This is a genomic window from Micromonospora sp. WMMD1076, assembly GCF_029581475.1.
In the GTDB taxonomy this organism is placed as follows: Bacteria; Actinomycetota; Actinomycetes; order Mycobacteriales; family Micromonosporaceae; genus Micromonospora; species Micromonospora aurantiaca.
In genome coordinates this window covers 4633739-4646741 of record NZ_CP120862.1, presented here as the reverse complement: position 1 = coordinate 4646741, position 13003 = coordinate 4633739, and the positions used below count along the sequence as shown (strand labels likewise).

Sequence of the window (13003 nt, the reverse complement as noted above, 5' to 3'; positions counted from 1 at the left end):
TCCGGCACGGCCCGGGTTCGTCCTGGAAGGACCCACGAAATGATCGATGTCCGACTGACGGCGGTCAGTAAGCGCTTCGCCAAGTCGAGCGACTCCGCGGCGGTCGATGACGTCACCGTCACCATCGGGGCCGGCGAGTTCTTCACGCTGCTCGGGCCGAGCGGTTGTGGCAAGACGACGACGCTGCGCATGGTGGCCGGCTTCTACTTCCCGACGTCCGGTCACATCCACTTCGGCGACGACGACGTCACCCACTGGACGCCGAACAAGCGGGACACCGGCATGGTGTTCCAGAACTACGCGCTGTTCCCGCACATGACGGTGGCGCAGAACGTCGCGTACGGGCTCAAGGTCCGCCGGGTCTCCCGCGCCGAGCAGGCCCGCCGGGTCACCGAGGCGCTCGAACAGGTGCACCTCGCCGGCTACGGCGACCGGCGCATCGACGCGCTCTCCGGCGGCCAGCAGCAGCGCGTCGCGCTGGCGCGGGCCCTGGTGATCCGTCCCCGCACCATGCTGCTCGACGAGCCGCTGTCGAACCTCGACGCGAAACTGCGCGAGGAGACGCGTGCCGAGATCCGGCGCATCCAGCGGGAGAGCGGCACCACCTCGATCTACGTCACGCACGACCAGGCCGAGGCGATGGCGATGTCGGACCGGATCGCCGTGATGGAGTCCGGCCGGGTCCAGCAGGTAGGCACCCCGCACGAGGTCTACTACCAGCCCGCGAACGCGTTCGTGGCCCGGTTCATCGGACGCAGCAACGTGCTGAGCCTGCCGGTGACCGGCGCGGCGGAGCAGCGCGTCCAGGTACGCCTGCCCGGCGGCGCCACGATCGAGGTCGGCGCTCCCGCCGGACACGGGCTCGCCGCGGGTGACACCGCACTGGTCTCCGCCCGCCCCGAGCACATCGCGCTCGGCGGCGACGACGACACCGCGGCCATGCGCGGCCGGGTCGGCCACGTCGAGTTCACCGGCATGGCCACCCACGTCACAGTCGACGTCGACGGTGACGAGGTGATGGCCGCGCTGGTCGACGCGCCCGCCGGCATCAAGCTCGGCGACGTCGTGGGCCTGCGGCTCGTACCGGAGCGGCTCTGGGTGGTCACGCCGTGACCGCTGCGACCCCGACCGCCCCCGGCTGGGTGGCGGCCCTCGGCCGGCGCCTGGCCGGCGGGGCGAACTCACGATGGTTCCCCTACCTGCTGGTGCTGCCGCTGGTCCTGGTGCTCTGGGGCTTCGTCGTCCAGCCGATGTTCGCCACCTTCCGGGAGAGCGTCAGCGCCGACGGCACCGACAACTACCTCCAGTTCCTCTCCTCCTCCGGGGTGGCCCGCGAGTCGCTGTTCACCTCGCTGTTCATCTCGGCCGCGAGCGTGTTGCTCTGCGGTGTCGTCGGCGTGGCGATGGCGTTCCTGCTCAAGCGCTTCCACTTCCGCGGCCGGCGGCTCATCGAGGCGTTCATCCTGGTGCCGGCGGCCCTGCCGCCGCTGATCGGCGCCGTGTCGTTCCAGCTGCTCTACAGCAACATCGGCATCGTGCCGCGCGGCCTCCAGGCACTGCTCGGCACCGAGAAGCCGGTCCTGGCCTTCGACGGCATCGCCGGTGTGCTCGTGGTGCACACGTTCACCATGTACCCGTTCTTCTTCCTGGCCGCCTCCGCGGCGCTGGCCGGGATGGACCCGTCGGTCGAGGAGGCGGCGTACAACCTCGGCGCGGGCCGGGTACGCGTGTGGCGCACCGTCCTGCTGCCGATGCTCACCCCGGCGCTGATCTCGGCGTCGCTGCTGGTCTTCATGACGTCGCTGGCGTCCTACACCGCGCCACTGCTGTTCAACGTCAGTCAGACCATGACGATGCAGATCTACATCAACCGCACCAACGGCGACCTGCCGATGGCCTCGGCGTACGCCTCGGTGCTCGGCATCGTCTCGATCATCTTCCTGCTGGGCATGCGCTGGTACGAGGGGCGGCGCAACTACCAGTCGCAGTCCAAGGGCGTCTCGGCGGTCCGGCGGGAGATCACCAACCCGATCGGCCGCTGGCTCGCCCCGCTCGCCTCGGTGCTGGCCACGCTGGTCCTGCTCGCCCCGGTCGGCGCGATCGCGCTCGTCGCGTTCTCCGAGGACCGGTCCTGGACCACCGAGGTGCTCCCGCCGACGTACACGTTCGAGAACTTCGTCACCATCTTCACCGATCCCAAGGCGTTCCAGCCGATCCTCAACTCGGTGCAGATGAGCCTCATCGCGGTCGTGGGCTGCGTGGTGATCGGCGTGCTCATCGCGTACGCGGTGCGGCGGCTGAAGTTCGTCGGGCGCGGCCTGCTCGACGTGGCCGTGATGATCGCCTGGGCGCTGCCCGGCACGGTCGTCGCGATCAACCTGATCTCGGCCTTCAGCACCGGCAACGCGTTCAGCTTCGGGCAGGTGCTGGTCGGCACGTTCTGGATCCTGCCGCTCGCCTACTTCGTGCGGTTCCTGCCGATCGTGTTCCGGTCCAGCTCCGCGACGCTGGCCCTGATCGACCCGTCGCTGGAGGACGCCGCGCGCAACCTGGGTGCCTCCTGGCTGCGCGCGTTCTACACGATCACCGTGCGGCTGATGCTGCCCGGCGTACTCGCCGGCGCGCTGCTGGCGTTCGTGCACGGCGTCGGCGAGTTCGTCGCCTCGGTGCTCATCTACACCTCGTCGACGGTCCCGATCTCGGTCGCCATCAACAACCGCATGTACAGCTTCGAGCTGGGCACCGCGGCCGCCTACGGCATGCTCCAGGTGCTGCTCATCTTCGTGGTGATGTGGTTCTCCGGACGGCTGGAGAGCAGCCGCACCGCGACCCGGAGGGCCGAGCAGTGGACGAACTGATCGAGCGGTGGGAGACCGGAGGAGGACTGCTCCCGGTCACCCGGGTACCCGGGCACGCGTTCGCCGCCGTGACCGAGGCGGCCGACCTGGCGGTGCTGCCGGTCGGCGCGGTCGAGTGGCACGGTCCGCACCTGCCGATCGGTACCGACCTGATTCTGGCCGAGGGCTTCGCCGGGGAGCTGGCCACCGGTCCGGCCCGGGCGGTGCTGTTCCCGGCCACGCCGTACGCCGCCTGCCCGGGTCAGACCCGGCCCTGGCCGGGCACTGTGGCGCTGCGGCCGGAGATCGCCGTCGGCTACCTCGCCGACGTGCTCGCCGGCATCGTCGAGGCGGGCTTCACCCGCGTGCTCGTGGTCAACGGGCACGACGCCAACATGTCCACCGTCCGGGCCGCGATGGAGTGGGTGTCCGGCCGGCACCGGGCCAGCATGATGCTGGTGAACTGGTTCCAGCTCGTCGGCCCGGACGAGACGGCCGAGATGTTCGGCGACCTGCCGGCCCGCGGGCACGGCGGCGCGTACGAGAGTTCCGCCGTGCTCGGCTTCGACCCGGCCGCGGTACGCCTGGACGCGGCGCCGGACCTGCCGCCGAAGCCGAAACTGCCCACCCCGTACCCGTACGTGCTGGTGGAGTCGCGCCCCGACCCCTGGCAGGGCTGGTCGGGCCACGTCTCGCTGGCAGGTGAGGAGGCCGGCGGACGGATCCGCGCCACCGCCGGCACCCGCCTGCGCGAGCTGGTCGGGGCGTGGCTCGCCGCGCCGCTGCCGGGGCCGCCCGGCGCCGACCGGCCCGACCAGCCGGCCGGATGACAGTCACGCTCCAGGATCACGCACCACCTCGGGAGGCCTCCATGAGCCCGTCACTGACCGTCTACCAACAGCACCACCTGCGCGTCGTGTTCGACCACCACGTCGCCCACCTCTACCCGGCGATGGTCACGGCCAGCAAGGCCCACGTCGTCATGCTCGCCGAGCAGGGGCTGATCTCCGACGACGCCGCCGCGACGATGCTGCGCGGCCTGGTCGCCCTCGCCGCGGACCGGCCCGAGGAACTGGAGTACGACGGCAGCGTCGAGGACGTCTACTACACGCTGGAGAAGCGCCTCGCCGCCGCGGCCGGCATCGAGGTGTCGCAGTTGAGCGTGCAGCTCGCGCGCAGCCGCAACGACCTCGACGCCGGCGTCTTCCGGATGGTGCTGCGCGACCAGCTGCTCCAGGTGCTCGACGCGCTGCTGACGACCGGCCGTACCGTGCTGGACCGCGCGGACCGGCACGCCGACGTGGTGATCACCGGCTACACGCACCGCCGCCCGGCCCAGCCGACCAGCATCGGGCACGTCTTCGCCGGCTACGCCGAGGCGCTCGCCGGCGAGGCCGCCGCGTACGCCTGCCTGCTGGACGAGATGAACCGTTCGCCGCTGGGCTCCTGCGCCTTCGCCGGCACCGACCTGGACATCTCGCCCCGCCGGCTGGCCGACCTGCTCGGCTTCGACCGGCTCATCGTCAACTCGTACGAGGCGGTGGCCGGCGCCGACCACCTGGTCCGGGTCGCCACGCTCAACGCGCAGGCGCTCGCCACCGGCGCCCGGCTCGCCCGCACCCTGATGGACTGGCTGAGCTGGGGCTGGGTGGTCACGCCCGGCGAGTTCACCCAGGGCAGCAGCATCATGCCGCAGAAGCGCAACCCGGTGGTGCTGGAACACCTCGTCTCGATGGCCGGCGCATCGGCGGCCGACGCGGCGAGCGTGCTCAACAACGTCGGCGCCGCCTGGTGGGAGGACTCGAACAACGCCACCACCGACGTGCAGGCCCGGCTCTGGGACGGCGACGACCGGGCGTACCGGTTCTTCTCCCTGCTCGGCGGCCTGATCGAGAAGCTGGACCCGCGGCACCCGCCGTCCGGCGAGGAGATCGTCGCCTCCGGCGCCACCACGACCGCGGCGGCCGACGCGCTGGCCCGCCACGGCGTGCCGTTCCGGGGCGCCCACTCGCTGCTCGGCCGGCTGGTCCGCGGCGGAGCGCCGGCGACCTGGACCGAGGATCTGGTCCGGTCCACCGCCGCCGACCTCGGTCTGACGGTCGGCGACACCGCGGTACGGGACCTGCTGGCCGCCGCGGTCCGCCCGGAACTCGTGCTGCGCCGCGCCCAGGCCGACGGCCCCGGCGAGGCGGCCGTCCGGGACCAGGTCGGACGACTGTCTACAATGCTCGACGCGGTGCAGGAGCGGGCGCAGGCGTTGCGCGAGCGGCTGACCCGTGCCGACGCGGCTCTCGCCGAGGCGGTCGCGGCGAGGGTAGGCCCGTGACGGGGCGGCGGACGCAGCTGGCCGTGGTCGCGGACGTCGTGTCGCGGCGACCACGCGATCTGGACCGACGGCCCGAAGGGCGATCTGACATCACCATGGAACGACCGGCAAATCCACGCCTGCTCGGCATCGACTTCGGCGGCACCAAGATGGCGATCGGCGTGGGCGACACCGACGGCCGGCTGCTCGCCTCCGAGCGCCTGCCCACGATCGCCGAGCAGGGCGCGCAACAGGCCCTCACCCGGGCGCTGGACCGGGCGTGTGAACTCGCCGAGCAGACCGGCGGCACGATCGTCGCGGCCGGCATCGCCTCGCCCGGCGTCGTCCACGACGACGGCGTCGAGCTGGCGCCGAACGTCCCCGGCTGGGAGCAGCTGCGGCTGGGCGAGGCGGTCCGCGCCCACCTGAACCTCGCGCACGTGCGGGTGACGAACGACCTGAAGGCCGCCGCCCACGCCGAGCTGCGGCTCGGGGCCCTGCGCGACGCCGATCCAGGGCTCGTCGTCGGGCTCGGGACCGGGGTGGCCGCCGCGGTGACGGTCAACGGCGAGGTGCTGCCGGGCCGCCACGGCGCGGCCGGCGAGATCGCGTACGGACTGACCGACCTCAGCTGGCCACCCCGCCTGGAACCGATGCTGGAGGCGACGTTCTCCGGCCGGGCCCTGGACGAGCTGGCGCAGCGCCTCGGCGTGCACGGCCGGGCCGCTGGCCTGTGCGCGGCAGCGGAACAGCCCGGCCCGGTACGCGAGCAGCTCCGCCTGCGCGTCGACGAACTGGCCCGCCAGCTGGTCACGTGCTGCCTGTTGCTCGACCCGCAGCGGATCGTGCTGGTCGGCGGCGTCGCCGGCAACGACCTGGTGCGGGAGTTGCTGACCGAGCGGCTCACCCACACGCTGCCGTACCCGCCGGAGATCGTGCTGTCGGACTTCGCGCAGGACGCCGCGCTGCTCGGCGCGCTCGCCATGGCCGGCGAGGCCCAGCCCGCCGTGGTCTGACCGCGCCGGGCGCCGGGCTGGGTGCGGTGGGGCTCCCTGTCCGGCGCCGTCCTCGGCGCGCCCCGACGCCATGTCCACGACACGCCACGGCCGGGGCACGCCGCACCTGTCGGCGGTCCCGGCCCGGCGTCACGGGTCAGCCGGCGGACGCCTCGGCGCGGCGTACCACCTCGGTGGCGGCGCGCACCACGGCCCGGTCCAGCAGTCGGCCGGCGGCGTCGGTGGCCACCCCGGAGCCACCGCGTTCGGCCCGCTCCAGCGCCTCCAGCACGGCCCGGGCGGAGGCCACCTCGGCCTCGGTGGGGGTGAACACCTCGTTGATCGTCGCGATCTGCCCGGGGTGGACGGCGCTGCGGGCCCGGAAGCCCTGCCGCAGCAGCGCCCAGGTGGTCCGCTCCAGTCGTTCCGGATCGCGCAGCGTGGTCTCCACCGGCCCCACCGCGGGGGCGATGCCGGCTGCCGCCGACGCGACGACGACCTGGGAGCGGATCGGGGCGAACTCGGCGCGGTCCGGCCCCGGCTGCAACCCCAGCTCACCGGCGAGGTCCGCCTCGCCGAGGCCGAGCCGCAGCACCCGTGGCGCGGCGGCCACCCGCGGCGCGGTGAGCACGCCAAGGGCGGTCTCGATCAGCGCCACCACCCGGAACGCCGGGGCGTCCGGGCCGAGCCGCCGCTGCACCCGGGTCAGCGCGGCGTCGACCTCCGCGAGCAGGTCCGGCTCGGCCTTCGGCACCCACACCCCGGCCGCGGCGGGGGAGAGCACCTCGACGTCCGCCTCGACCTGGTCGCTGTTGATCCGCACCCACAGCGCGGGGCCGGACGGCGCGGCGGTGCCCAGGAACCCGGCGACCGTCTCCCGGGCCTGCGTCTTGCGGGCCGGCGTGACCGCGTCCTCCAGGTCGAGCACGAGCGCGTCCGCGCCCCGCCCGGCAGCCTTGTCCAGCAGGTCCGCCCGGTCGCCCGGCACGTACAGGTAACTGCGCGCCACAGCCATCCGTCGGTCCCCCTACCGCTGCGGGCGGGCGAGGTAGCGGCCGGCCGGCTCGCCGGTCACCTTGCCGTCGACGAGCACGTGCTGTCCCCGGACGAAGGTGTCGGTGACCCGGGCGGTCAGCTCGAAGCCCTCGAACGGCGTGTACTCCTGCGCCGACTCGGAGTCCTCCGCGCGTACCGTCCAGGTCGAGTCGGGGTCGACCAGGCAGACGTCGGCGTCGTAGCCCTGCACCAGAGCGCCCTTGTTGCGCAGGCCGAAACGCCGCGCCGGGTTCCAGGAGGTCAGCTCCGCCACCCGCTGGTACGACAGGCCGCGCCGGCTGCCCTCGGTGACCAGGCCGGGCAGCAGGTACTCGGCGCCGCCGAACCCGGACCTGGCGACGAAGATGTCGTCGCGCGGCTCACCGAACTTGACCTCGTCCCGGCAGCAGGCGTGGTCGCTGACCACCCAGTCGATCTCGCCGTCCAGGACGTACCCCCAGAGCGCCTCGACGTCGGCGCGCGGGCGCAGCGGCGGGTTGACCTTGCCGCCCAGACCGTGCGCGGTGTCGATGTCGGCCACCAGGTGGCCGATGGTCACCTCGCGGCGGAAGTCGATGTGCGGGAACGCCCGCGCCATCCGCAGCGCCGCGTCGACAGCCTTCTCCGACGACAGGTGCAGCAGGTTGATCTTCGGCAGCCCGGTCTCGTGCGCCAGGTACGACGCGATCGACACGGCCAGTCCCTCGGAGTGCGGCGGCCGCGAGGCGTGGTACGCCTCCAGCCCGCGCAGCGTGCCGTCCTGCTCGACCTGCCTGGTGTACGCGCTCATGATCTCGGCGGTCTCGCAGTGCAGCGACAGCGAGATCTCGTCGGCCAGCTCCGGGAACCGCTCGCGGGCCGCCTGGACGCCCCGCATCACGAACTCGAAGTGGGCGTAGTCGTACCGCTCGCCCTCCGGGATCATCAGGAACGAGTTCTGGTCGGCGGAGCGGCCGTGCAGGCCGTGGCTGCCGTAGAACATGAAGATCTTGAACGAGGTGACCCCGTGCTCCTCGACCAGCGACGGCACCTCGCCGATGTGCTCCCGCGACATCGGTGCCAGGTGGAAGCCGTAGTCGATGTGGGAGCGGCCCTCCGTGGCGGCCAGCACCTCGGGGAAGAAGTCCGCGTACCGGCCGCCCCGGTTGAGGTAGTACTGCCCGGTGCGCATGTAGTTCAGCGCCGTGGTGACGCCGCCCTGCACCGAGGCGCGGCTCTCCGAGACGGCGTCCTCGCTCAGCGGGTTGTAGATGCCCCAGTGCTGGTGCGCGTCGACCACGCCGGGGAAGGCGAGCCGGCCGCCGCCGTCGACGACCTGGGCGGCCTCCGCCCGGTCGATCCGCGGGGCGACGCGGCTGATCCGCCCGTCGGTGACGCCGATGTCCATCAGCTCGGGCTCGGGCCGGTCGTGCCGGACCACGCGGACGTTCGTCAGCAGCAGGTCGTAGGTGCTCATGGTGTTGCTCCTCGTGCTCGGTTCAGCGGCGGTTGATCAGGCCCATCAGGCCGTGGACGTCGGGGGCCCGGTCCAGCCGGTGGACCTCCTCGGTGATGCGGTCGGCGGTCGCCTCCGGCAGGGCGGCGGCGTTGGTGCGGAACTTGACCGCCAGGTCGGCGTCGCTGAGCGGACGCTGCGGCCCGCCCCGGTTGGTGAGCACCTCCTGCACCCACTCCCGCCCGTCGCGGGTGACCACCCGCAGCACGGCCGGGAACTGGTGCGGGAAGATCGCGTCGCACCGCTCGTCGCCCACCACGTCGACCAGCGCCATCAGCGCCCGCCGCTGCGGGTCGTGTGCCAGGGCGTCGGTGAAGTCGGCGAGGTCCACGCCGAGACCGCCGCCGCCGATCAGGCCGGCGACGACCGCGTACGGGCCGCTGAACTGCGCCTCGTAGCCGGTCTGCGGGGCGCGCTTGCGTTCGATGGGCTGGCCGATGGTGCGCACCGTCGGCGTCGGCACGCCGAGCGTGATCGACTCGATGTCGTCCAGCGGCAGCCCGTGCTCGCGCAGCGCGATCGCCGCGTCGATGGCGGCGTGGGTGAAGTGGTTCGCCGGGTACGGCTTGACGAAGATGCCCGGTACCGCCCAGTCGGTGCCGAGCCCACGGACGACCTCGTCGCCGTCGAACTCGCCGCGCAGGAACGCCTGGAAGAAGCCGAAGCGTCCCTCCAGCACCGTCGCCGGGCCGGTCACGCCGTGCCGGGCCAGCTGCGCGGCGCTGACCGCCGCGTGCGCCGCCCAGCCGCAGTGGATCCGCTTGACGGTGCCGCCGTTGCGGTTGGACTCGATCAGCCCGGCCGCCATCGAGGCGGACACGCCGAGCGCGTCGAGCGCGCCGTCGGCGTCCAGCTTCAGCAGCCGGGCCGCCGCGACCGCGCCGCCGAGCGTGCCGCAGATCGAGGTGGCATGCTGCCCGTGCTCGAAGAAGACGGAGTTGCCGGCCGCCGGGTCGTAGCCGGCCATGCCGAGCCGGACGCACACCTCCAGGCCGACAGCGATGGCCGCGACGGTCTCCCGCCCGGACGCCCCGGAGGCCTCGGCAGTGGCGAGCGCGGCCGGCACCACCGACGCGCTGGGGTGCAGCACCGACGGCAGGTGCGTGTCGTCGTAGTCGAGCGAGTGCGCCAGCACGCCGTTGGCGAACGCGGCCAGCGCCGCCGGAACCTTCTCGTCCAGGCCGACAGCGGTGGCCTGGCCCCGGCCGCCCTGCTCGGCGACGTAGTCAAGGGCCGCCTGGCTGGTCGGCAGCGGCCGGGCCGCCACACACAGCCCGAGCACGTCCAGGACGCGGGCCCGGACGCTGGCGACCACCTCGCCGGGCAGCGTCTCGGCGGCGGTGTCGGCGGCGAAGGCGGCCAGGTGGCGGCCCAGGGTCGGCTCAGCCACGGCCGATCACCGCCAGCGGGCGCACCGGGGAGCCGGTGGCGCCGTACAGCGGTAGCGGCGCCACGACGAAGGTGAACTCGTGCACCCCGTCGCGGGCCAGCTCCTCCAGCGCCATCGTCTCGATCAGGTAGACGCCGTGCTCGACGAGGAGGATCCGGTGCGCCGGCAGCGAGCTGTGGCCCTTGCCCGGCGGCAGGCACTCGAACGCGATGGTGTCCGCGCCGGCGGCGTGCACCCGGCGCTGCGCCAGCCACGTCGCGCCGTCCGCCCCGACGCCGGGTACGCCGGAGTCCTTGCCGACGTACACGCTGCGGTCCTCGTGGTCGAACAGCCGGCCCCACCCGCTGCGGATGAGCACGACGTCACCAGGGCCCACCGGCGTGCCCTGCCGGGACACCGCGGCGTCCAGGTCGGCGGGGGTGATCTCGTAGCCGGGCTCGCAGCTCTGGACGCCCAGCGCGGCGGGCACGTCCAGCAGCACGCCGCGGCGCACCATCGGCGCGACCGTGTGCACGCCCAGCTCGTCGAACCGGCCGCCGACCTGCGCCACGGCGGCGTCGGCGCCGCCGTGCAGCCGGCCGTCCTGGGAGACGTGCGCGAGCGCGTCGACGTGCGTGCCGACGTGCGTGCCCATCACCAGCAGGTCGTTGGCGGCGGAACCGCCGTCGGCCCGCACCATGTCGCCGTGGCGGCGCGGCAGGGTGAGCCCGAACGCCGGGTGGTTCGGTGACTGCGGCATGCCGACGGTCAGCCGCCGGCCCAGGTCGTAGATCGTGACGCCGGCCTGCACGGCGTCGAGCAGGCGGTCGGCGGTTCTGGCTGTGGTGCCCACGGGGTTCCTCGCGTTTCGGCTGTCGGCGTCGTCAGGCGACGACGCCACGGGCTTTCAGGTCGGCGATCTCGGCCGGGTCGCAGCCGAGTTCCCCGACGAGCAGGGCGTCGGTGTCGGCGCCGGGGGAGCGGCCGGTGAACCGGATCCGGCCCGGCGTCTCCGACATCCGCCACATGACGTTGTGCATCCGCATCGGGCCGAGGTCCGGGTCGTCGACCGTGGTGATCATCTCGGTGGCCTGGACGTGCGGGTCCTCGACGATGTCCTTGGCGCTGTAGACCGGGGCGACAGCGGCACCGGCCTCGGCGAACGCGGCGGCGACCTCGTCGCGGGTCCGCTCGGCGATCCACGAGCCCACGTACTCGTCGAGCAGGTCCGCGTGCGCCACCCGCCCGACGCCGGTACGGAACCACGGCTCGTCGATCACCTCGGGGTGGCCCACCAGCCGCAGCACCCGTTCGGCGATGGCCTGGGCGCTGGTGGAGATCGCCACCCACGAGCCGTCCCTGGTCTGGTACGTGTTGCGGGGCGCGTTGTTCGTCGAGCGGTTGCCCTGCCGCTGCTCCACCACGCCGAGCTGGTCGTAGACGGTGGGACCGGGACCGACAGCGGTCATGATCGGTTCCAGCAGGTTCATGTCGACGACCTGGCCCCGGCCGCCGGAGCGCTCCCGGTGCCAGAGCGCCATCATCACGGCCGACGAGGTGGCGATGCCGCAGATGCTGTCCGCCAGCCCGAACGCGGGCAGCGTGGGCGGGCCGTCGGCGGCGCCGGTCAGGTGGGCGAAGCCGCTCATCGCCTCGGCCAGCGTGCCGAACCCGGCGCGGGAGGCGTACGGGCCGGTCTGCCCGAAGCCGGTGACCCGGGCGATCACCAGACCGGGGTTGACCCGGTGCAGCTCCTCCGGGCCGACGCCCCAGCGCTCCAGCGTGCCCGGCCGGAAGTTCTCCACCAGCACGTCGGCCCGCTCGGCCAGCCGCAGCAGCAGCGCCGCGCCCTCCGGCGCGGACAGGTTCAGCCCGACCAGCCGCTTGTTGCGGGAGATCTCCTTCCACCACAGGGGATGGCCGTCCCTGGCCTTGCCGTGGCCGCGCATGCTGTCACCCATGGTCGGGTGCTCGATCTTGATCACGTCGGCGCCGTAGTCGCCGAGGATCTGACAGCACAGCGGCCCGGCGAGGATCGTCGAGACGTCCAGCACCCGCAGGCCCGTCAGCGGTCCGTCATTCACCTGTTCCACCTCCCCGGTTCTGTTCCTGACCCGTCCGGCCGCCGACACGCTGCGCCGGCGGCCGGAAACCCAGTTCGGCGGAGATCTCCGCCGCCGCCGCGGCGACCAGCGCCCCGTGCGCGGCGCACACCTCCGGGGTGAACCGGTTCTGCGGCCCGCACAGCGAGATCGAGCCGAACACCTGCCCGGTCGCGTAGCGCACCGGCGCTGCCACACTCCCGGCGCCGTTCTGCCGTTCGCCCATGCTCACCGCGTACCCCTGGCGCCGGACCCGGGCCAGCTCGGCCCGCAGCTTCGCGGTGGAGGTGATGGTGGCCGGGGTGACCGCGTCCAGCGGGTGGTGGCCGAGGTAGTCGTCCACCTCGGCGTCCGGCAGCGCCGCCAGGATCGCCTTCGACGACGACCCGGAGTGCAGCGCGTGGCTGGTGCCCAGGGACACCGACATCCGGACCTCGTGCGGCGAGAGCACCTGGTCGATGTAGACGCGCGACCAGCCCTGCCGCACCGACAACGTGGCGGTCTCGCCGCTGTCGCGGACCAGCCGGACCAGGTACCGGCGTGCGATGTCCGGCACGTCCAGGGCGCGCAGCGCGGCCAGTCCCACCGCCAGCGCGCCGGTGCCGAGGCGGTACCGCTTGGTCTCCTCGTTGAAGGTGAGGAAGTTGTCGGCCACCAGCTCCTTGAGGATCCGGTGGGCGACCGCCTTCGGCAGGCCCAGTTCCCGCGCGATCGTCGACACGCCGAGGGTCTCCGGTGCCCGTTCGGCGATGATGTTGACGATGTCGAGGGCACGTCCCAGACCGGAGCGGGTCCGGCCGGCGGTGCTCTCGACGACCGCTGTCGTGATCATCTCTGTTCCTCCAGTGTCGACGTACGTGGGCGG

The 13003-nt window shown here is 73.1% G+C and carries 11 protein-coding genes; 5 read left to right on the top strand and 6 right to left on the bottom strand.

Annotated elements, in window-relative coordinates; translation table 11 throughout:
- Window positions 1-39 precede the first annotated feature (39 nt).
- From O7622_RS22075 to O7622_RS22055, 5 genes are all read left to right on the top strand, one after another.
- Window positions 40-1113, top strand: a complete 1074-nt coding sequence (locus O7622_RS22075; RefSeq protein WP_282310097.1) for an ABC transporter ATP-binding protein — start codon at window positions 40-42, stop codon at window positions 1111-1113.
- Window positions 1110-2858, top strand: a complete 1749-nt coding sequence (locus tag O7622_RS22070) for an iron ABC transporter permease (RefSeq protein WP_282310096.1) — start codon at window positions 1110-1112, stop codon at window positions 2856-2858. The genes O7622_RS22075 and O7622_RS22070 overlap by 4 nt, the downstream gene beginning before the upstream one ends.
- Window positions 2846-3667 (top strand): creatininase family protein, encoded by an 822-nt coding sequence (locus O7622_RS22065; RefSeq protein WP_282310095.1) that lies wholly within the window; start codon window positions 2846-2848, stop codon window positions 3665-3667. Before O7622_RS22070 ends, O7622_RS22065 begins: the two co-directional genes overlap by 13 nt.
- A 41-nt stretch (window positions 3668-3708) precedes the next feature.
- Window positions 3709-5163, top strand: coding sequence for a lyase family protein (locus O7622_RS22060; RefSeq protein WP_282310094.1), 1455 nt, complete (start codon window positions 3709-3711; stop codon window positions 5161-5163).
- A 95-nt stretch (window positions 5164-5258) separates the two neighbouring features.
- Complete coding sequence (locus tag O7622_RS22055) at window positions 5259-6158, top strand: ROK family protein (protein WP_282310093.1); 900 nt, start codon at window positions 5259-5261, stop codon at window positions 6156-6158.
- A 136-nt stretch (window positions 6159-6294) separates the two neighbouring features.
- Here O7622_RS22055 and O7622_RS22050 read toward each other — a convergent pair whose 3' ends face one another.
- Genes O7622_RS22050 through O7622_RS22025 form a run of 6 tightly spaced genes read right to left on the bottom strand, consistent with a single transcriptional unit; the run spans window position 6295 to window position 12970 of the window.
- Window positions 6295-7152: a CoA ester lyase gene (locus O7622_RS22050; RefSeq protein WP_282310092.1), complete on the bottom strand. Its 858-nt coding sequence runs from the start codon at window positions 7150-7152 to the stop codon at window positions 6295-6297.
- Between the two features lie 12 nt (window positions 7153-7164).
- On the bottom strand, window positions 7165-8628 hold the full coding sequence (locus tag O7622_RS22045) for a dihydroorotase family protein (RefSeq protein ID WP_282310091.1): 1464 nt from the start codon (window positions 8626-8628) through the stop codon (window positions 7165-7167).
- Window positions 8629-8650: 22 nt separating this feature from the next.
- The gene (locus O7622_RS22040) at window positions 8651-10057 is read right to left on the bottom strand and encodes an MmgE/PrpD family protein (protein WP_282310090.1); all 1407 of its coding nucleotides are present in this window, start codon (window positions 10055-10057) and stop codon (window positions 8651-8653) included.
- Window positions 10050-10889 carry a cyclase family protein gene (locus O7622_RS22035; protein WP_282310089.1) on the bottom strand — a complete coding sequence of 280 codons (840 nt, stop codon included), beginning with the start codon at window positions 10887-10889 and terminating at the stop codon, window positions 10050-10052. The genes O7622_RS22040 and O7622_RS22035 overlap by 8 nt, the downstream gene beginning before the upstream one ends.
- Before the next feature lie 31 nt (window positions 10890-10920).
- Window positions 10921-12120, bottom strand: a complete 1200-nt coding sequence (locus tag O7622_RS22030; protein ID WP_282310088.1) for a CoA transferase — start codon at window positions 12118-12120, stop codon at window positions 10921-10923.
- Window positions 12113-12970, bottom strand: coding sequence for an IclR family transcriptional regulator (locus O7622_RS22025; protein ID WP_282310087.1), 858 nt, complete (start codon window positions 12968-12970; stop codon window positions 12113-12115). Before O7622_RS22025 ends, O7622_RS22030 begins: the two co-directional genes overlap by 8 nt.
- Between the last annotated feature and the right edge of the window lie 33 nt (window positions 12971-13003).